This window comes from Amycolatopsis sp. WAC 04169, assembly GCF_003947535.1.
Lineage (GTDB): Bacteria > Actinomycetota > Actinomycetes > Mycobacteriales > Pseudonocardiaceae > Amycolatopsis > Amycolatopsis keratiniphila.
The window spans coordinates 101,659-119,641 of the sequence record NZ_QHJI01000006.1 but is presented as its reverse complement, the minus strand read 5'-3'; the positions used below and the strand labels follow the sequence as shown (position 1 = coordinate 119,641).

The following is a 17,983-nucleotide window of genomic DNA, read 5'->3' as shown; positions in this document are numbered from 1 at the left end:
CTCACGATCGCACACCGGACGTGGTTTCCGACACACCCGTCCGGAGAGGTTCACCGATGCGTTCTCGCCCGCGGTTGTCTTGAATGGACCCCGTGGAGATCCTGGCCGACGCCGCGACACTGGCGCTGTACACGACCGACGCCTCCAACTACCGGCACGTGCCGAAGGGCGTGGTGCTGCCGCGGAGCACCGGCGAGGTGATCGAGGCCGCCGCCGCCTGCCGCCGGGCCGGGCTGCCGGTGATCGCCCGCGGCGGCGGCACCAGCGTCGCGGGCAACTCGTGCGGGCCGGGCGTCGTGATCGACACTTCGCGTCACCTCGGCGGGGTCCTCGGCCTCGACCCGGCGGCCCGCACGGCGAGGGTCGCCCCGGGCACCGTCCTCGACGACCTCCAGCGGCTCGCCGCACCGCACGGTCTCCGGTTCGGCCCCGACCCGTCGACGCATTCGCGGTGCACGATCGGCGGGATGATCGGCAACAACGCCTGCGGCTCGCATTCGGTGGCCTGGGGCCGCACGGTCGACGTCGTCCGCGAACTGGACGTCCTGCTCTACGACGGCACCCGGCTGACCGTCGGACCGACCTCACCGTCCGAAGTGGACTCCCGGGCGGCCAGGCCCGGCACCGAAGGCCGGGTCTTCTCCGAGCTGCGCGCGCTGGTCCGGGACAACCTGGCGTTGCTGCGCACCGAACTGTCCTCCTTCAGCAGGCGGGTCTCCGGCTACGGACTGGAACACCTGTTGCCGGAGAACGGTTTCGACGTCGCCAAGGCCCTGGTCGGCAGCGAGGGCACCTGCGTCACCGTGCTGGAAGCGACGGTCTCACTCGCCGAGGTCCCGCGGCGCAAGGTACTCGCGGTGCTCGGCTTCGAGTCCGACATCGCCGCGGCCGACGCGGTCCCTGCCATCCTGCCGTGGTCGCCGCTGACCGTCGAAGGCGTCGACGCCGATCTCGTCGCGCTGCTGGAACCCGGCCGCGCCGACGGCCTGCCGCCCGGTGGCGCCTGGTTGTTCGTCGAAATGGCCGACCCGGATCAGGCGCGCGGGCTGATCGACGCGCTTCGCGGCGCGCTGACCGGATCCGCGCTGCTCGACGACGCGGCGGCGCAGAAGCGGCTGTGGCGGATCCGGGAGGAGGGCGCCGGTCTCGCGACCCGGCTGGCCGGGGGAGCGGAAGCCTGGCCGGGCTGGGAAGACGCGGCCGTGCCGCCCGAGCGGCTGGGCGCGTACCTGCGGGAGTTCAAGCGGCTCATGCGTGAGCACGGGCGCAAGAGCGTCGTCTACGGCCACTACGGCGAGGGCTGTCTGCACCTGCGGCTGGACTTCGATCTGCTTTCACCGCAAGGGATCGCCGGATTCCGGTCGTTTCTGGAGGAGGCGGCGGATCTGGTCGCCGCGCACGGCGGCTCGCTGTCGGGGGAGCACGGTGACGGCCAGGCGCGTTCGGAGCTGCTGTCCCGGATGTACAGTCCCGAGATCCTCGCGCTTTTCGCGCGGTTCAAGGGGATCTTCGATCCGGCGGGGATGATGAACCCCGGCATCCTGGTGAACCCCAGGCCGGTCGACGCCGATCTCCGCGTCCGGCGCGCGCCGCTGGAGCTCGAAGACGTCACTGCGCTCGCGTACCCGGAGGACCGGGGGAGCTTCGGGCAGGCGATGCGGCGTTGCGTAGGTGTCGGGAAATGCCGCAACACCACCGGGGCGGGCGTGATGTGCCCGAGCTACCGCGCCACGCGCGAGGAGAAGCATTCGACGCGGGGCCGCGCGCATCTGCTCGCCGAGATGGTGAACGGCGAACTGATCACCGACGGCTGGCGCTCGGAGGAAGTCGCCGAGGCGCTGGATCTCTGCTTGTCGTGCAAGGGGTGCCTGTCCGATTGCCCGGTCGACGTCGACATGGCGACGTACAAGGCGGAATTCCTGCACCAGCACCACAAAGGACGGATCCGCCCGGCTTCGCACTATTCGATGGGCTGGCTGCCGGTGTGGCTGCGCGCGGCGTCGCTCGCGCCCCGGCTGGCGAACACGATGTCGCGCCGGTTCTCCGGGCTGCTGAAGAAGCTAGGCGGGATCGCGCCGGAACGGGATCTGCCGACGTTCGCGAAGGCGCCGTTCACCCGGCGGCGTACGGATCTCAAGCGCTGGGCGACCGGCTCCCGGCCCGTGGTGCTGTGGCCCGACTCGTTCAACAATTACCTCACGCCGGACGTCCTCGACGCCGCGGCCGAGGTGCTCACCGCCGCGGGTTACGACGTCGCCCTGCCCGATCGCGGCGTCTGCTGCGGCCTCACCTGGGTGTCGACCGGACAGCTCGACGTGGCGAAGAAAGTGTTGCGACACACGCTTTCCGTGCTCGAACCGTACCTGCGGTCGGGGTACCTGGTGGCCGGGCTGGAGCCGAGTTGCACGGCGCTGTTCCGCGGCGACCTCCCCGCGCTGCTGCCCGGTGACCCGGTCGCGGAACTGCTCGCCGAACGGACCAGGACCTTCGCGGAACTCGTCGAGGATTCGCCGCTGGAATTCCGTTCGCTGGACGTCGAGGCACTCAGCCAGGTGCATTGCCACCAGCACGCCGTGCTCGGCTTCGACGCCGACGAGGCCGCCATGCGTGCCGCGGGTATCCACAATTCCACAATGGACTCCGGCTGCTGTGGACTCGCGGGCAACTTCGGCTTCGAACGCGGGCACTACGACGTTTCCGTCGCCTGCGCCGAAGACCGCATGCTGCCCGCGATCCGCGCCGCGGCCGAGGGCACCGAGGTGGTCGCGGACGGCTTCAGCTGCCGGACGCAGATCGAGCAGCTCGACGGGCGGCGGGCCGTGCACCTGGCGGAGCTGTTAAGGCGCGCGCTGCCCTAGCCGCGCATCGCGTTCGGCGTACTTCTTCAACGTCAGCAACTGTTTCCGCATCATGATCAGGTCGCCCCAGCCGAGCAGGAACTCCTTGAGGCGCCCGCGCAGCCCTTTCGAGGTCACGACGATGCGGCACAGCATGCGGCACGACCGCTCGTCGATCGGCTCGACCGAGTACGTGGCGGCCACCGGGCCGAACACCTTCTCGGATTCGGCGAAGGTCCGCCCGGTGAGGCTGTGGCCCCGCCGCACCTCGGTCAGCTCGAACACGATCAGCGTGTCCCCGGGAGCGAGTTCGTCGGCGCCGGGGGTGAGGCTGCCGGGGCTGCGCTTCCCCCGGTTGTCGAGCAGGTCGTAGCTGTAGGGCGCGACCGAGATCTGGCAGAGCCAGCGGTAGGCGAGCGCGGCGGGCGCCCGCACGGTGACCGCGCGGTCGAAGCGCGCGATCGGGCCGTCGAGCAGGGTGTCCGCCGGCTGCGCGCGGCGGCGTTCTTCCGTGGTCGCGCCCCAGTTCGCGGGTGATCCGAAGGGCATGTCCGCCTCCCGTACGGTGCCGTATGGTTTCCCATACGGTAGCGTATGCCGCGTGAAACGGAAGCTCGCGCGGGAGGATTGGGCGGACGCGGCGCTCGAAGCGCTGTGCGAAGGCGGCGTCGGCGCGATCGCCGTCGAGCCCATCGCGGCGAAACTCGGGACGACGAAAGGCAGTTTCTACTGGCATTTCGCGAACCGCGACGCGCTGGTCGAGGCCGCCGTGCGCCGGTGGGCCGAACAGCACACCGAGGCGCTGATCACGTTGCTGGACGGGATATCGGATCCGGCCGAAAGGCTGCGTGAACTCTTCGAAGTCGTCTTCGGGGGGAAGGACGAGCGGGAGGAGCTGGCCTTGCTCGCGCACGCCGGCGACCCCGTGATCGGCCCGCTGCTCGCCGACGTCACCGCGCGGCGCGTCGAGTTCATCGTCCGGTGCTTCCGTGAGATGGACTGCCCGGAAACCGAGGCCCGCCATCGCGCTTTGCTGGCGTACACGGCGTTCGTCGGGTTGATCCAGGCGCACCGCGCGAGCGGCGGCACCCTGCTGGCCGATCCGGAACGCCCGGCCTATCTGGACTTCCTGCGCGGGATTATCACCTGGTGAGAAGGGCCTTCCGGCCGCACGCAGCGCCGCTCATCATCATGCTCCATGACAGCCACCTATCCCGCGGCGAAGGACGACCCCGCGACCCCGATGGGCGCGATCTACGCCGAATATCCGCCGATGTCCCGGGTCGTCTTCCCCAGCGGCTGCGAAGGCTGGCTGGTGACCCGGTACGAAGACGTCCGCCTGATCTTCTCGGACACGCGGTTCTCCCGGAACCTGCTCGCCCCGGGCGCGCCGTGCCTCATCGAACCCGGTGACTTCTCCACCGGCGAGCACAGCATCCTGAACATGGACCCGCCCGATCACACGCGGCTGCGGAAGCTGACGGCGCAGGCCTTCACCGTCCGCCGAATCGCCGGGCTCCGGCCGCGGATCCAGGAAATCGCCGGCACACTGCTGCGGGCGATGGCCGAACACGGGCCGCCGCTGGATCTCGTGGAGATGTTCGCCTTCCCGCTGCCCACCGCGGTCATGTGCGAAATCCTCGGCGTCCCTTACGAAGGCAGGGAACGGTTCCGCCAATGGTCGCGCGTGATCGTCACGCCGATGGCGTACGGCCCGGCGGAAGTGGCGCAGGCGCGGCGTGACGGGGCGGACGACATGGCGGCGCTCGTGGCCGTCAAACGGGAGACGCCGGGAGAGGATCTGCTGAGCGTCCTCGTGCACGCTCGCGACGAGGACGGCGACCGGCTCACCGAGGCCGAGCTGATCGATCTCGCCACCCAGCTCCTGCTCGCCGGGCACGAGACCACGGTCAGCCTGATCGCGACCGGGATCGTGCTGCTGACGGCACATCCGGATCAGCTCGCCGCGCTGCGCTCGGATCCGAGCCTGACGGAAGGCGCGGTCGAGGAGATCATGCGGTTCGACGGACCGGCCGACGCGTCGCTGCTCCGCGTCGCGCTGGAAGACGTCGAGCTGAGCGCCGGCCGGGTCCGGCGCGGTGAGGCCGTGCTGGCGCACACCGGCGCGGCGAACCGCGACGAAGCCGCCTTTCCCGGCGCTTCACGGTTCGACATCCGGCGCCGGAACGCGCCGCAACTGGGCTTCGGGCACGGGCTCCACTTCTGCCTCGGCGCGGCGCTGGCCCGGCTCGAAGGGGAGATCGCGTTCCGGACCCTGCTCGACGGGCTCCCGGGGCTGGACCTCGCGGTTCCCGCCTCGGCCATCGCCTGGCGTCCGCCGCTTTCGATCCGCGGCCCGGAGGCGGTGCCCGTGACCTGGGCTACCACCAAGCGCGGCTGAGGCTCTCCAGCGTCGGTTCCTCCGGCGCGGGGAGAACCCTGAGATACCAGGTGAAGTTGCTGTACACGTGCAAAAGCGCGTACGCCAGGCAACGACGGGAGAACTCCTCGTCCGGCTCGGTGCCGTAGCCGGCGAGCAGCCGCCGCAGGAAATCCTTGTCCCCGCCGGAAACGAACAGGCCGACGGCGACGAAGTCGTACTCGGCCGCGCCCCGCATGGCCGGTTCGAAATCGAAGAGCCCGGTCAGCCGCGGACGGCCGCCGTCGTGGGTGACCATGAGGTGGTCGCGCATGAATTCGGTGTGCAGCGGGACGACCGGCGGGCTGCCCAGCTCGACGGAGTCGAGGAACGCCGGGATCTGCGCGATCCAGCTTTCGTCGAGCCCGGTCCGCCGGTGGTGCTCGACGACCTTCGCGCGCTGTCCGGCGACGAACGCGGCCCAGTCCGGCGGGCTGATGATGTCGAGGCGGGGGTCGCGCAGCGAATGCAGGGCGGCCAGCGCCTCGCCGAGTTCGGGCGCGAGCCGATGTTTGTCCTCTGTGGACAGTTTCGGCCAGGCGTCCTTGAGTGTTTCGCCGTGCAGGCGTTCCATGAGCACGTAGCCCCAGCCGTCCCGCTCGCCGGTGTCGTGCACGGCGGGCGTCGGGATCGGCAGTTTCCCGTGCAGGGCTTCGAGCATCGTCCGCTCGGTGGGCAGTTCGTCGAGATGCACCGGCGGGAAGAGTTTGAGGACGAGATCGTCGCCGACGGCGTAGACCGGCAGAGAGCCCTCGGTGAACGGGACGGCTTCGCCGAAACCGAGCGACGTCACCGCCGGAAGCAGGTCTTGCCTGGTCAGCGCGTCGAACTCGGCTTCGGTGCCGGCGGGCGGGAACGTGATCACGGCACGACCGTAGAGCAGTGCGCCGTGGACGGCGACGGAATTACCCGCTGCGCTCCAGCAGGGTCCGCGCCGCGCCGAGCACCAGACGGCAGACGTCGTCGGGATCCGCGCTGGCCAGCGGCTCCTTGCCGGTGATGTCGCGGACCAGGCCGATCCCGAGCAGCCAGGCGAGGACGAGGTCGGCCCGCAGCTCCGCGTCGTCGGCGTCGCTCAGGGTGGCGAGCACCTTCGCGTACTCCTCGCCGAGCTGCCGCCGGACGGCGGCCGCGGCGCTGTCGTGGCCCGTCGAGCGCAGGTACGCGTCGAGGGTGCGGTCGCGGCCGGTGTCGGATTCCAGCATGCTGCGCAACGCCGTCCCGAGCAGTTCGTCCGGTGGGGTGGTGGCGATCTGCTCGCGTCCACCGCGTGCCAGGACCTCCTCGAACAGCGCGTCCTTCGACCCGAAGTAGCGGAACAGCAAGGCCTGGTTGACGCCGGCGAGTTTCGCGATGTCGCGCACGGTCGTCCGGTCGAAGCCGCGCTCGGCGAAGAGGGCCGCCGCCGCGTCGAGCAGGGCCGCCCTGGTCGCGGCCGCGTCGCGCCTGCGGACCTGCGGTTCTTCCGTCATCGGCAAAGGCTAGCCGGGCGTCGCACGGTAGGCGCATTGACGCTCAGCGTGATCATGGTTAGCGTTGTAAGCAGTTGCTTACAAACCGCCGAGCCGGGGGGTTTCCGGACAAATGACCACCACAGACACCGAATTCGTCGCCTATCCCTTCAACGAGGACGCCGGCCTCGAACTCAACGAGGCGTACGCGGCGGCCCGCGCCACCAAGGGCATGCTCCGCGTCCGGCTCCCGCACGGTGAGCCCGCCTGGCTCGCCACCCGGTATGCCGACGCCCGGTTCGTGCTGGGCGACCGGCGGTTCTCCCGGGCGATGGCGGCGGAGAAGGACGAGCCGCGGATGGCGCCCGGCAGGCGGCCCGGCGGGATCCTGAGCATGGACCCGCCGGATCACACCCGCTTGCGCACGCTGGTCGCGAAGGCGTTCACCATGCGCCGCGTCGAACTGCTGCGCCCGCGCGTCGCCGAGCTGGCGGCCGGCCTCATCGAGGACATGAAGGCCAAGGGACAGCCCGCGGATCTGGTCGAGGACTACGCGCTGCCGATCCCGGTCGCGGTGATCTGCGAACTGCTCGGCGTTCCCGTCGAGGACCGGCCGAAGTTCCGCGTGTGGAGCGACGCCGCGTTGTCGACCAGCCCGCTGACCACCGAAGAGATGATGGCCAACCAGGACGAGCTGCGGGCGTACATGCACGTGCTCGTCGAGCAGCACCGCGCCGAACCGCAGGACGACCTGATGACCGCGCTGATCGAGGCGCGCGACGTCCGCGACCGGCTGAGCGAGCTGGAACTGGTCGACATGTGCATCGGCATCCTGATCGCCGGGCACGAGACCACCGCCAGCCAGATCCCCAACTTCGTCTACGCCCTGCTCGAACAGCCGGAGCAGCTCGCCCGCCTGCGCGCGGACTTGGACCTGATCCCGGCCGCGGTGGAGGAATTGCTGCGGTTCGTCCCGCTGGGTGCCGGAGCCGGGTTCGCCCGCTACGCCACCGAAGACATCCAAGTGGGTGATGTGCTGGTGAAGGAGGGCGAGCCGGTGATGGTCGCGATCGGCGCCGCCAACCGGGACGGGCTCCAGTTCACCTCGGCGGAAACCCTCGAATTCGGCAGGGAGGCCAATCCCCACCTCGGTTTCGGGCACGGCGTGCACCACTGCCTCGGTGCCCCGCTGGCCAGGCTCGAACTACAGGAGGCATTGAAGGCGCTGCTGCGAGATCTCCCCGGGCTGCACCTCGACGGCGATATCGTGTGGAAGACCCAGATGCTGGTGCGGGGCCCCCGCTCCATGCCGATCGGATGGTGAGCATGAGCTGGAAAGTCGAGGTCGATGGCAACACGTGCATCGGCTCGGGGATGTGCGCGGCGCTGATGCCGGAGGTCTTCGAACTCGAAGGCGCCGTGGCGACGGTGGTCAAGGAGGAGGTGGATCCGGACGAGACGGTGCTCGACGCGGCGGATTCCTGCCCCGCGATGGCCATCGAGGTGACGGAAAAGGGCGAGGTGATCGGGCCGAGGCCCTGAACGCCGCCCTTTAATGCGTGGCGGTCGTCGGTGAAGGGGCGTAGTACGAACAGGGTGAGCGACGACGGCTTGACCCTCCGCACCCTGACCACCGACGACCTGCCCGCACTCTCGGACATGCTGGCGCGTGCTTTCCTCGCCGATCCTTCGGAAGGCTTCCAACACCGCGAAGGGCTGGTGTTCGAACCCGAGCGTTCGCACGGCGTCTTCGACGGCGACGAGCTGATCGGGATGGGGGAGATCCTCACCAGGAAGATCACCGTTCCCGGCACGGGGCCGACGCCGTTCGCGGGGATCACGTCGGTCGGTGTCGCTCCGGGGCATCGGCGGCGGGGCGCGCTCACCCGGGTCATGCGGGCGCAGTTGCACGGCCTGCACGACGACGGCGCCGAACCGATCGCCGCGTTGTGGGCGTCCGAAGCCGTCATCTACCCCCGCTTCGGATACGGGCTCGCGGCACAGTTCTACCGCGCGAAGATCCGCGCGAAGTCCGCGTTCCGGCCCGGTGTCGAACTCGAAGCCGAGCGCGTGCGCGAAGTCGGCCGCGAGCAGGCGATCCCGCTGATCAAGGCGATCTACGAAAAGGAAGCGCCCCAACGGGTCGGCGCGCTGGACCGGCCCGGGGCGACGTGGGAGTTCAACCTCGACGACCCGGAGCGGCGGAGGAACGGCGCGACCGCGTTCAGGTTCGCCGTCCTGCCCGACGGCTATGTGATCTACCGGGTGAAGAACGACTGGAACGAAGAGGGCCCGCGAGGGATCCTGACCGTGCAGGAGCTGGTCGCGACCACACCGGAGGCGTACGCGACGCTGTATCGCTTCCTGCTCGACTACGACCTCGTCGTCACGGTGGAGGTGTCCGCCGCCCTCGACGAACCGCTCGTCCATCTGCTCGCCAACCCGCGCGCCATGACCCGGTCCGGCGGCGACTCCCTGTGGCTCCGGCTCGTCGATGTCGATCGTGCCCTCGTCACGCGGCGCTACAACGGCCCGGTGGACCTGGTGTTCGGTGTACGCGACGCCTTCTGCCCGTGGAACACCGGGAACTGGCGGCTCGTCACCGACGCCGACGGCCACGCGCAAGTGACCCGCGTGGAGGACGCGCCGGATCTCGAACTGGACGTCACCGACCTCGGCGCGATCTTCCTCGGCGGGACCAGGCCGAGCACCCTGGCCGCGGCGGGCCGCATCAAGGAACGGACCGCCGGCGCGGTCTCGCGCGCGACGGCCGCGTTCGCCACCGACCGCGAGCCGTCCTGCCTGGAATCCTTCTAAGGCTTCAGGATTCCGTGCTCGGTCACCACCGCGGTGATCAGCTCGTGCGGCGTCACGTCGAAGGCCGGGTTGAACACTTCCGCGCCTTCGGGCGCGACCTTCGTGCCACCGAAGGCCAGGACCTCGCCGGGATCGCGTTCCTCGATCACGATCCCGGCGCCGTCCGGCATCGAAGTGTCCACAGTGGACGAGGGGGCGACGACCACGAACGGGATTCCGTGGTGCTTCGCCGCGATCGCCAGGCCATAGGTGCCGATCTTGTTGGCGACGTCGCCGTTGGCGGCGATCCGGTCGGCGCCGACGAGGACGCAGTCGACCAGGCCGCGGCTCATCGCCGCGGCGGCCGCACCGTCGGGCTGGATCCGGTACGGGACACCGGCTTCGGCCAGTTCCCACGCGGTCAGGCGGGCACCTTGCAGCAGCGGCCGGGTCTCGTCGACCAGTACGGACTCGACCAGGCCGCGGGCCTGCAGATGCCAGACGACGCCGAGCGCGCTGCCCCAGGCGACCGTCGCGAGGTGTCCGGCGTTGCAGTGGCTCAGCAGCTTGAGCGGCCGCCGCCCGCAGTGCTCGATCACCACGTCGGCCGCCAGCCGGGAGGCCTCGTGGTTGATCCGCTCGTCCTCGTCGAGGATCGCCAGCGCTTCGGCGAGAACGGCTTCCGGCCCCTCCGGGAGTTTCGCGAGGGCGCGGGAAACGCCCCAGCTGAGGTTGACCGCCGTCGGCCGGGCTTGGGCGACGCGTCGCGCTTCGGCCTCGACGTCGCCTGGCGCGCGGGTGGCGAGCACGACGCCGAGCGCCCCCGCCGCGCCGAGCGCCGGTGCCCCGCGTACCGCGAGCCGCTGGATGGCGGCGACGAGTTCGCCGACCGTGCGCAGTTCGAGCACGCGGTACTCGGCGGGAAGGACGGTCTGGTCGATGATCGTGACCGCGTCACCGGTCCAGTCGATCGTCCTGCGCATCGCTCCCCCGTGAAATCCGGTTGTCCCGTCGCGACCGCCTCGGTGAGGATGCGGCTCGTGACCATTGAACGCCACCATCCGCCCGGTCTGCACCCCACACCCACCTACCACCACGTGACCATCGTCGAAGGCCGCAGAGACGTCCACCTCGCCGGCCAGTGCCCGCTCACCGAAGACGGCAAGGTCGTCGAAGGCGACGTGCTCGCCCAGGTCGACCAGGTCGTCGCGAACACCGCCGCCGCGCTCGCCTTCGCCAAGGCGACCCCGGCGGACGTCGTGCGCACGGTGATCTACGTGGTGACGCCGGACGCGGACGTGCTCTCGGCGGTGTGGGACCGGTTCGTCGGGTCGGCGATCGGGGAGGCCTTCACCACCGCGAGCACCCTGCTCGGCGTCGCGCAGCTCGGCTACCCCGGGCAGCTCGTCGAACTCGACGTCACCGCCGCCACGGCCTGACCTGCGCGTCGAGTCCGCGAAGTTCCGTGAAGGCCTCCTTGAGGGACCCAGAGTCCCTCAAGGAGGCCTTCACGGACTGCGGCAGGCTTCGTCAGGTGATGATCGTGACGACCGGCTCCCCGGCCTTCGCGGCTTCAGCGAAGAAGGTCACCAGCTCGTTGTAGTGCCCGCGCACGTAATCGAGCGCGTCCGGCTCGTCCCAGATCGACGGGTAGATACCCTCGGCCTCCAGTTCCGAGAGCTCGACGCCTTCCGAGAGCCGATCGAACCCGGTCCGCGCCATCTCCGCGGAGACCGTCCGCACCTGATCCGCGGTGAAGTACCGCGGCGGTCCGTCGCTGTCCGCTTCCCCCAGCAAGGTCCCGCCCAGTACGAACTCGCCCTCGAACCCGGCGCGCTTCGCCAGGAACCACAGCGCGTTCCACGCCTTGTCGATGTCCATCGCCCGCTCGGTCCCGTCGGCCTTTTCGGCGTAGGTCCAGTACCGCTCGGGCTCCTCGATCAGCTCGCGCAATTCCTCCGGCGTGACCCGGAGATACGCACCGCACATGCCCATCGGTCAGAGACCGGCCATGATGTCGGTCTCCGTGATGCCCGGACCCTGCCCGGCACGGATGAACCACTCGACGCCGAACGCCTGCGCGAAACCCTCGTCGGGCATCGCCAGGAAGAACGAGTCCTCGCTGATCTGGCTGGCGTGCGCGCGCATCGCGGCCCGCTTGTACGGCAGGTACGCGGTGACGTCCACCCTCGCCGTCAGGATCGCTTCCGGCTTGCCGAACTCGGAACCGTCTTCGAAATCGGGAAGGTCCTCGGCCTTCATCTGCCCGGTCCGCACCGCTTCCTCCATACCGCGGCGCATCTCGTCACTGTTGCTCGTCGCCTCGTAGACGCGCGGCGTGCCCGCCAGCTCGGCCGCGCGCATGCCGACGCGGTGCACCTGGATGTGGTCCGGATGCCCGTAGCCGCCGTTGTCGTCGTAGACGGTCAGGACGTCGGCCTGCTCCTCGCGCAGGATCGCGGCCAGCCGCTGCGCGGCCTCCTCGACGTCGGCCTGCCAGAACGTGCCGGGCACGTCGTTGCGCGGCTCGCCCATCATGCCGGAATCGGTGTACCCCAGGAACTCCACGCGTTTGGCCCCCAGGACCTCGGCGGAGGCGTGCGTCTCCTGCACGCGGCGCTGCCACAACTCCTCTCCGTCGTCGAGGAACCCGTCCGGCACCTCGCCGACCTCCCCCCTGGTCGCGACGACGAGCACGACACGGTGGCCTTCCTCGAAGGCCTTGCGCATGACGCCACCCGCGACGATGCACTCGTCGTCGGGGTGGGCGTGAAAACTCACCAATGTGGCCATGGTGGGGAAACTACCGGGAGGCACCGACATATTCCGGCGTTCGGCCGCCTCAGGCCGGGAAGGTCCGCCCCAGGAACTCCAGCGTCAGCGCCCAGGCCGCCGCGGCGGGCTCCGGCTGATGGAACATCGGCGCCACGTGGTTGTGGAACGCGTGCCCCGCGCCCTCGTGGATGTGGATCTCCGCCCCGTCGTGGGAGGCGACCGCGTCGGCGAGGCGGCGCACGCCTTCGACGGGAATGTAGGGGTCCGCGCCCCCGAACTGGAACTGGATCGGGCAGGTGATCCGGTCCAGCAACGGAAGCTGTTCGGGTACGCGCGAGCCGTAGTACGAAACCGCGACGTCCGGGTCGCCTTCGGCGGCGGCCGCGTAGGCCATCGAGCCGCCGAGGCAGAAGCCGAAGACGCCCGCGCGGCCGTCGGTTTCGGGCAAGGCGCGCAGCGTCGCCAGGGTGGCGAGCACGTCGGTGACGGCGCTCGCCGGGTCCAGTTGGCCGGCGACGGCCATCGACGCGGAGACCCCGGCTTCGTCGTGCGTGGCCGACCATCCGGGCGAGATACGCCAGAACAGTTCGGGCACCGCGACGACGTAGCCGAGAGCGGCCAGGTCCGCGGCGACCGACTTGAGGTAGTCGTCGAGGCCGAAGATCTCCTGGATCAGCACCAGGCCGGGGCCGGAGCCGGATTCGGGCAGCCAGAGCGGGGCGTCGAACGAGCCGTCGGCGACGGTCACCTTGGTCATCGGGTTCCTTCCAGTGCGCGTACGAGGCAATCCGTCACGAGGGCGGCCTGCGTGCCGTCGGGGTCGAGGTCGGGATCGAAGATGGTCAGCTCCAGCCCGGCGGCACCGGGGATCGCGAGCAGGCCGCGGAGCAGCTCGACGAGTTTGTCCGGGCTGAGCCCGCCCGGATCGGGACTGTCCACAGCGGACACATACTCCGGGTCGAGCGTGTCGATGTCGATGTGGATCCAGAAACCGTCCAGTGGCGCGAAAATCTCCCGTGCGGCGGCGAGCGCGCCGTCGGTGCCGGACGCCATGATCTCCTGGCTGGTCACGACCCGGAGCCCGGCGTCCCGTGCCTCGGCGGACTCCTCCGCGCGAACGCCGAGCACGAGGACGTCTTCGTCGCGGACGTAGGGCTTCAGACCGTCCACATCGGCCAGTTCCGGCTGGCCGCGGCCGGTGACGACGGCTAGGGCCTCGCCACCCACGTTGGCGACGTACTCGGAATTGCCGGGATGCCGGAAGTCGTCGTGTCCGTCGAAGTAGACGATGCCGTAGCGGCCTTCGCGACGCAGCGTCAGCATCGCGGCGAGCGCGATCGAGCAGTCGCCGCCGAGCACCACCGGGAAGCCACCGTCCGCGCGGATCTTCGCGAGGCGTCCGGCGAGGGCCTCGGTGTAGGCCGCGATCCCGGCCGCGTTCCGCACGCCGCCATCGGGCGACCACGCGGGCAGATAGCGCGGCGGGGTGACGATGCCGCCATCGGCCGCCCCCAACCGGGTGAGCAGGCCGTGGTCACGCAGCGCGCCCGGCGCCTTGTAACAGCCCGGGACCACACCTTCGGCGGGCGGCCGCAGCCCGAGGTTGGACGGCGCGTCGAGCAGTACGAGATTCCCCATGGTCACACCGTAGTAGCGATGTCTGGTGCCGCGCCGTCCGTCCCTTTAGGTTGATGGGACGGACGGAGGAGGCCCCATGGCGGAGCGGACCAAGTACATCCTCGACGAAGCGGACATGCCGACCCGGTGGTACAACGTCGTCCCGGATCTGCCGGAGCCGCCGCCACCGCCCTTGCATCCCGGCACCCGCGAGCCGGTCGGCCCGGACGATCTCGCGCCGCTGTTCCCGCAGGCGCTCATCGCCCAGGAGGTCAGCACCGAGCGGTACATCGACATCCCGGAAGAGGTCCTGGACGTCTACCGGCTCTGGCGTCCGTCGCCGCTGTTCCGGGCGCGGCGGCTGGAGAAGGCGCTCGGCACCCCCGCGCGTATCTACTACAAGTACGAGGGTGTCAGCCCGGTCGGCTCGCACAAGCCCAACACCGCCGTACCGCAGGCGTTCTACAACGCGGCGGAGGGCGTCACCAGGCTGACCACCGAGACCGGCGCCGGGCAGTGGGGGAGCGCGCTCGCGTTCGCCTCCACCACCTTCGGGCTCGAATGCGAGGTGTGGCAGGTCCGCGCCTCCTACGACCAGAAGCCGTATCGCAAGCTGATGATGGAGACCTTCGGCGCGAAGGTGCACCCGAGCCCGTCCGAGCTGACCGAATCCGGCCGCGCGATCCTGGCCGCCGATCCGGACTCGACCGGGAGCCTCGGTATCGCGATCAGCGAGGCCGTCGAGCAGGCGGCGCAGGCGGAGAACACTCGCTACGCGCTCGGCAGCGTGCTCAACCATGTGCTGCTGCACCAGACGATCATCGGTGAAGAGGCGCTCAAGCAGTTCGAGCTGGCCGGGGACACCCCGGACGTCCTCGTCGGCTGCACCGGCGGCGGATCCAACTTCGGCGGGCTCGCCTTCCCGTTCCTGCGCGAGAAACTCGCCGGGCGGATGGACCCGGTGATCCGCGCGGTCGAACCGGCCGCCTGCCCGACGCTCACCCGCGGGAAGTACGCGTACGACTTCGGGGACACCGCCGGGCTGACGCCGCTGCTGAAGATGCACACGCTCGGTCACGACTTCATCCCCGACCCCATCCACGCCGGTGGCCTGCGCTATCACGGGATGTCACCGCTGATCTCGCATATCTACGAACTCGGGCTGATCGACGCGATCGCCATCGGGCAGGAGGACTGCTTCGCCGCCGGAGTGCGGTTCGCCCGGACGGAGGGCATCATCCCCGCGCCGGAGCCGACGCACGCGCTCGCCGCGTGTATCCAGGAAGCGTTGCGGTGCAAGGAAACCGGGGAGGAGAAGGTGATCCTGACCGCGCTGTGCGGACACGCGCACCTCGACCTTCCGGCGTACGGCGCGTACCTGGCGGGGAACATCTCCGATCGCGCGCTGCCCGACGAAGCCCTCGAGAAGTCCCTTGCCGGCCTCCCCTGAGCGCATTTCGTCCTCTGGATGCGGTCCTTGCGTGTGCAAGGACCGCATTCAGAGGACGAAACGCGGGGGTCAGCCGGTCACCTGGTAGCCCGAAGTCCGGTTCCGCCCGGTGTTCTTCGCCTGGTACAGCGCCCGGTCGGCGACGGCGAGCACCGTGTCCAGATCGGCGACCCCCGGCCGGTCGGCGAGCCCGATCGACACGGTGACGTGCTCGGGCAGGTCACCGGCGCGCGACGCCACGCTCGACCGGATCCGCTCCGCGATCGCGTGGGCGTGCACGGCGGGCGTGCCGGGCAGCAGGACGACGAACTCCTCGCCACCGAAGCGCCCGACCAGATCCGTGCCGCGCACCTCGGTACGCAGCGTTTCCGCGATCGCCGCCAGATACCGGTCGCCGACCAGATGCCCGTGCCGGTCGTTGATCAGTTTGAATCGGTCGACGTCGACCATCAGCAGGCTGGTGTGCCGCCCCGCGCGCCGCGCGCGGTCGAGTTCGTCGGTCGCGGCCTCACGCCACGCCTTCGCGTTGAGCAGCCCGGTCTTGGCGTCGCTGCGCGCCTGCCGTTTCAGCTGCCGCAGTAGGACCCCGCGGTGCAGCACCAGCGTGATCCCGACGACCAGCAGCAGCACCACCGGCCAGTCCCGCAGCGCCCACGCGACGATGACGCCGAGCGCGATCGTCGCCGCTTCGAGCGCGTACTCGAACGGCTTCGCCAGCGCGTCCCGAAGCCGCTCGTGCGGTGTGCCGTAGTACACCGCGATCGTCATCAGCACGGTGTTGACCAGCAGGAACACCCCGCCCGCCGCGGCCACCGAACCGAACGAGGAAGCGTCGCGGGGGAGCACGTCGAACGGCTCCGCGTACCGGGCGAGGAAGGCGGCCGCGGCGAACCCCGAGAGCACCGTCGCGGAGGCGGAGAACATCCGCCGGAACAACGGGTTCGGCTGCCCGCGGAACCAGCGGTAGAAGAACGACACGGCGATGACCAGCGCGGCGAGCGCCGGGTGCACCAGCAGCACGGCGGCGAAGGTCCACACGCTGTCGAGCGAGATGTGCGGTGTGCCGGCGAACCGCTCCCGGACCCGCTCCACCGGGCGCGACAACTCCGTGTACAGCACGGAGCTGAGGATCAGGATCGCGAAGGGGAGCGCGTCGCCCTCGGTGAAGGGGATGCGGAGAAAAGACCAGGCGGATCCGGCGATCGCCGCGACGTCCACCAGGAGGACGAAGCCGATCAAACCACGGTTGGGTAGCCGCCACAGCGCCCAATTCGTTAGCGCCACGGAGACGAACGTAATCGGTTGGATACTAGGTGTCACTACGCTGTATGGGTAGGCGTGGGTGCACCACGCGTGACCGGGAGCGGGAAAGCGGAGGGGGTGAGCCCTATGCGCGGGCAGAACTGGTGAGTACCGGGTTCCGGTCTAAAGGGGGTGCGGTGGGGCCACGTGGCGCCAAGCCCGGGTGGCCGGAACAGCCACTACGAGACCGGCGAGTGCGATGACCGAGACCGTCGTCGCCGGTGAACCGAGCACGCCGACGAGCAGGCCGCCGGCGATCAGCCCGATTCCCTGCACGGCGATGAGTCCCGACCCGGCGAGGCCGAAGGCCTGGCCTCGTTCGGTGTCGGGTACCAGTCGCATGAACGTGGTGCTCGCGGTGACCTGGTAGGCCGCGCACATCCCGGACAGCACGAGCAGTCCGGCGGCGTAGGGGAGCGAGGGCCGGAACCAGAACGCCGCGAGCGGCACGATCGCACCGAGCGCCAGCGCGCCGACCAGGCGCAACCGGATCTCGGGCCGCACGAGGCGGCCCAGCGCGAACACCCCGAGCACGATCCCCGCGGGATGCGCCGCGAGCAGCAGCCCCGCGGTCATCGCCCCGCCGCCGATCTCCGCGGCGTAGGGCACGGCGAGCCCTTCCGGCACGATCACGAAACCCGCCAACCACGCCAGGCCGACCAGCGCGCGCAACCGGCGATCACGCCAGATCGTCCTGGCGCCCGCCGAAAGCCGCCGCAGGGTCGACGTCGCCGGTCCGCTCGCTCCAGAAGCGGGCCGCGCGCGGACCCCCAGCCGCAGGACGACCGCCGAGACGGCGAACGTCACCGCGTCCAGCGCCAGCCCGCGTCCCGGTCCGATCGCGGCGATCACCGCGCCGCCCAGCGCGAATCCGGCCAGCTGACCGATCTGGTTGGTGATCTTCAGCAGGGACTGGCCGAGCACGTAGGAATCCCCGCTGAGCACCGACGGGAGGACCGCGGCCTGCGCGGCGGTGAACGGCGCGTTGGCCAGCTGCACCACCACGAGCACGGCGGCGAGCACGGGCAGCGGGATGCCGGGGACGGCGAGCACCGCGACCAGGAGCGCGCGGACGACGTCGGAGCAGACCATCACCGCGCGGCGCGGGTACCGGTCGGCCAACCCGCCGAGCAACGGCCCGCCGATCAGGTCGGGGAGATAGGTGAGCGCGTAGGTCAGCGCGGGCCACGTCGCCGAGCCGGTGCGCTGGAACACCAGCACCGACAGGGCGACCCTGGCCACCTGGTCGCCGAGGATGGACTGGAGTTCCGCGAACCAGATCGCGCGCAGCTCACCGACCGCGAGGATCTGCCGGAAGGTCGCCTTGGAGTCCACG

Annotated in this window: 18 protein-coding genes; 8 read left to right on the top strand and 10 right to left on the bottom strand. The window is 70.2% G+C overall.

The genetic code is table 11. The features are described from left to right. Positions 1-83 precede the first annotated feature (83 nt). The gene (locus DMC61_RS16765) at positions 84-2,858 is read left to right on the top strand and encodes an FAD-binding and (Fe-S)-binding domain-containing protein (protein ID WP_370456413.1); all 2,775 of its coding nucleotides are present in this window, start codon (positions 84-86) and stop codon (positions 2,856-2,858) included. Here DMC61_RS16765 and DMC61_RS16760 read toward each other — a convergent pair. Next, positions 2,838-3,386, bottom strand: coding sequence for a hypothetical protein (locus DMC61_RS16760; RefSeq protein WP_125690061.1), 549 nt, complete (start codon positions 3,384-3,386; stop codon positions 2,838-2,840). The two genes, DMC61_RS16765 and DMC61_RS16760, sit on opposite strands and share 21 nt — an antisense overlap. A 52-nt stretch (positions 3,387-3,438) precedes the next feature. Between DMC61_RS16760 and DMC61_RS16755 the strand changes: the two genes are divergently transcribed. Together DMC61_RS16755 and DMC61_RS16750 are read left to right on the top strand one after the other, a co-directional pair. Next, entirely contained in the window at positions 3,439-3,990 is a 552-nt protein-coding gene (locus DMC61_RS16755) for a TetR/AcrR family transcriptional regulator (RefSeq protein ID WP_199750014.1), read from the top strand. 45 nt (positions 3,991-4,035) lie between these two features. Continuing rightward, entirely contained in the window at positions 4,036-5,238 is a 1,203-nt protein-coding gene (locus DMC61_RS16750) for a cytochrome P450 (protein ID WP_125690059.1), read from the top strand. Here DMC61_RS16750 and DMC61_RS16745 read toward each other — a convergent pair. Together DMC61_RS16745 and DMC61_RS16740 are read right to left on the bottom strand one after the other, a co-directional pair. Further along, a complete protein-coding gene (locus tag DMC61_RS16745; protein ID WP_125690058.1) occupies positions 5,219-6,121 on the bottom strand; it encodes a phosphotransferase family protein in 903 nt (300 codons plus the stop codon). The two genes, DMC61_RS16750 and DMC61_RS16745, sit on opposite strands and share 20 nt — an antisense overlap. Before the next feature lie 40 nt (positions 6,122-6,161). After that, positions 6,162-6,728 carry a TetR/AcrR family transcriptional regulator gene (locus DMC61_RS16740; RefSeq protein ID WP_016332110.1) on the bottom strand — a complete coding sequence of 189 codons (567 nt, stop codon included), beginning with the start codon at positions 6,726-6,728 and terminating at the stop codon, positions 6,162-6,164. Between the two features lie 112 nt (positions 6,729-6,840). On the opposite strand from DMC61_RS16740, the gene DMC61_RS16735 reads away from it, so the two are divergent. From DMC61_RS16735 to DMC61_RS16725, 3 genes are read left to right on the top strand one after another with little or no spacing between them, the layout of a single operon-like run. Beyond that, the gene (locus DMC61_RS16735) at positions 6,841-8,031 is read left to right on the top strand and encodes a cytochrome P450 (protein WP_016332111.1); all 1,191 of its coding nucleotides are present in this window, start codon (positions 6,841-6,843) and stop codon (positions 8,029-8,031) included. A gap of 2 nt (positions 8,032-8,033) precedes the next feature. Continuing rightward, a complete protein-coding gene (locus DMC61_RS16730) occupies positions 8,034-8,249 on the top strand; it encodes a ferredoxin (RefSeq protein WP_125690057.1) in 216 nt (71 codons plus the stop codon). Between the two features lie 54 nt (positions 8,250-8,303). Then, on the top strand, positions 8,304-9,524 hold the full coding sequence (locus DMC61_RS16725) for a GNAT family N-acetyltransferase (protein WP_125690056.1): 1,221 nt from the start codon (positions 8,304-8,306) through the stop codon (positions 9,522-9,524). On the opposite strand, the gene mtnA is transcribed toward DMC61_RS16725, so the two are convergent. Next, positions 9,521-10,486, bottom strand: coding sequence for an S-methyl-5-thioribose-1-phosphate isomerase (gene mtnA, locus DMC61_RS16720; protein ID WP_125690055.1), 966 nt, complete (start codon positions 10,484-10,486; stop codon positions 9,521-9,523). The two genes, DMC61_RS16725 and mtnA, sit on opposite strands and share 4 nt — an antisense overlap. 57 nt (positions 10,487-10,543) lie before the next feature. Between mtnA and DMC61_RS16715 the strand changes: the two genes are divergently transcribed. Next, a complete protein-coding gene (locus DMC61_RS16715; protein WP_125690054.1) occupies positions 10,544-10,942 on the top strand; it encodes a RidA family protein in 399 nt (132 codons plus the stop codon). Positions 10,943-11,033: 91 nt separating this feature from the next. Here the strand turns inward: DMC61_RS16715 and DMC61_RS16710 are convergent, their stop codons facing one another. The 4 genes from DMC61_RS16710 to DMC61_RS16695 are packed head-to-tail and all read right to left on the bottom strand — an operon-like array spanning position 11,034 to position 13,916. Further along, complete coding sequence (locus tag DMC61_RS16710; protein ID WP_125690053.1) at positions 11,034-11,498, bottom strand: YfbM family protein; 465 nt, start codon at positions 11,496-11,498, stop codon at positions 11,034-11,036. Positions 11,499-11,501: 3 nt separating this feature from the next. Then, positions 11,502-12,296, bottom strand: a complete 795-nt coding sequence (locus tag DMC61_RS16705) for a PIG-L family deacetylase (RefSeq protein ID WP_125690052.1) — start codon at positions 12,294-12,296, stop codon at positions 11,502-11,504. Positions 12,297-12,345: 49 nt separating this feature from the next. Further along, positions 12,346-13,035, bottom strand: coding sequence for a dienelactone hydrolase family protein (locus DMC61_RS16700; protein ID WP_016332118.1), 690 nt, complete (start codon positions 13,033-13,035; stop codon positions 12,346-12,348). Then, complete coding sequence (locus tag DMC61_RS16695; protein WP_125690051.1) at positions 13,032-13,916, bottom strand: arginase family protein; 885 nt, start codon at positions 13,914-13,916, stop codon at positions 13,032-13,034. The genes DMC61_RS16700 and DMC61_RS16695 overlap by 4 nt, the downstream gene beginning before the upstream one ends. A gap of 76 nt (positions 13,917-13,992) precedes the next feature. Between DMC61_RS16695 and DMC61_RS16690 the strand changes: the two genes are divergently transcribed. Beyond that, positions 13,993-15,345, top strand: a complete 1,353-nt coding sequence (locus DMC61_RS16690; protein WP_125690050.1) for a TrpB-like pyridoxal phosphate-dependent enzyme — start codon at positions 13,993-13,995, stop codon at positions 15,343-15,345. A gap of 69 nt (positions 15,346-15,414) precedes the next feature. On the opposite strand, the gene DMC61_RS16685 is transcribed toward DMC61_RS16690, so the two are convergent. Both DMC61_RS16685 and DMC61_RS16680 read right to left on the bottom strand, forming a co-directional pair. Further along, positions 15,415-16,629, bottom strand: coding sequence for a GGDEF domain-containing protein (locus DMC61_RS16685; protein ID WP_233594829.1), 1,215 nt, complete (start codon positions 16,627-16,629; stop codon positions 15,415-15,417). A gap of 141 nt (positions 16,630-16,770) precedes the next feature. Next, positions 16,771-17,982, bottom strand: a complete 1,212-nt coding sequence (locus DMC61_RS16680; RefSeq protein ID WP_125690049.1) for an MFS transporter — start codon at positions 17,980-17,982, stop codon at positions 16,771-16,773. Position 17,983: the final 1 nt, after the last annotated feature.

Coding starts and splice junctions, on each gene's coding strand:
- DMC61_RS16765 (WP_370456413.1), top strand. CDS start 84: ATGGACCCCGTGGAGATCCTGGCCGACGCCGCGACACTGGCGCTGTAC.
- DMC61_RS16760 (WP_125690061.1), bottom strand. CDS start 3,386: ATGCCCTTCGGATCACCCGCGAACTGGGGCGCGACCACGGAAGAACGC.
- DMC61_RS16750 (WP_125690059.1), top strand. CDS start 4,036: ATGACAGCCACCTATCCCGCGGCGAAGGACGACCCCGCGACCCCGATG.
- DMC61_RS16740 (WP_016332110.1), bottom strand. CDS start 6,728: ATGACGGAAGAACCGCAGGTCCGCAGGCGCGACGCGGCCGCGACCAGG.
- DMC61_RS16735 (WP_016332111.1), top strand. CDS start 6,841: ATGACCACCACAGACACCGAATTCGTCGCCTATCCCTTCAACGAGGAC.
- DMC61_RS16730 (WP_125690057.1), top strand. CDS start 8,034: ATGAGCTGGAAAGTCGAGGTCGATGGCAACACGTGCATCGGCTCGGGG.
- mtnA (WP_125690055.1), bottom strand. CDS start 10,486: ATGCGCAGGACGATCGACTGGACCGGTGACGCGGTCACGATCATCGAC.
- DMC61_RS16710 (WP_125690053.1), bottom strand. CDS start 11,498: ATGGGCATGTGCGGTGCGTATCTCCGGGTCACGCCGGAGGAATTGCGC.
- DMC61_RS16705 (WP_125690052.1), bottom strand. CDS start 12,296: ATGGCCACATTGGTGAGTTTTCACGCCCACCCCGACGACGAGTGCATC.
- DMC61_RS16700 (WP_016332118.1), bottom strand. CDS start 13,035: ATGACCAAGGTGACCGTCGCCGACGGCTCGTTCGACGCCCCGCTCTGG.
- DMC61_RS16695 (WP_125690051.1), bottom strand. CDS start 13,916: ATGGGGAATCTCGTACTGCTCGACGCGCCGTCCAACCTCGGGCTGCGG.
- DMC61_RS16690 (WP_125690050.1), top strand. CDS start 13,993: ATGGCGGAGCGGACCAAGTACATCCTCGACGAAGCGGACATGCCGACC.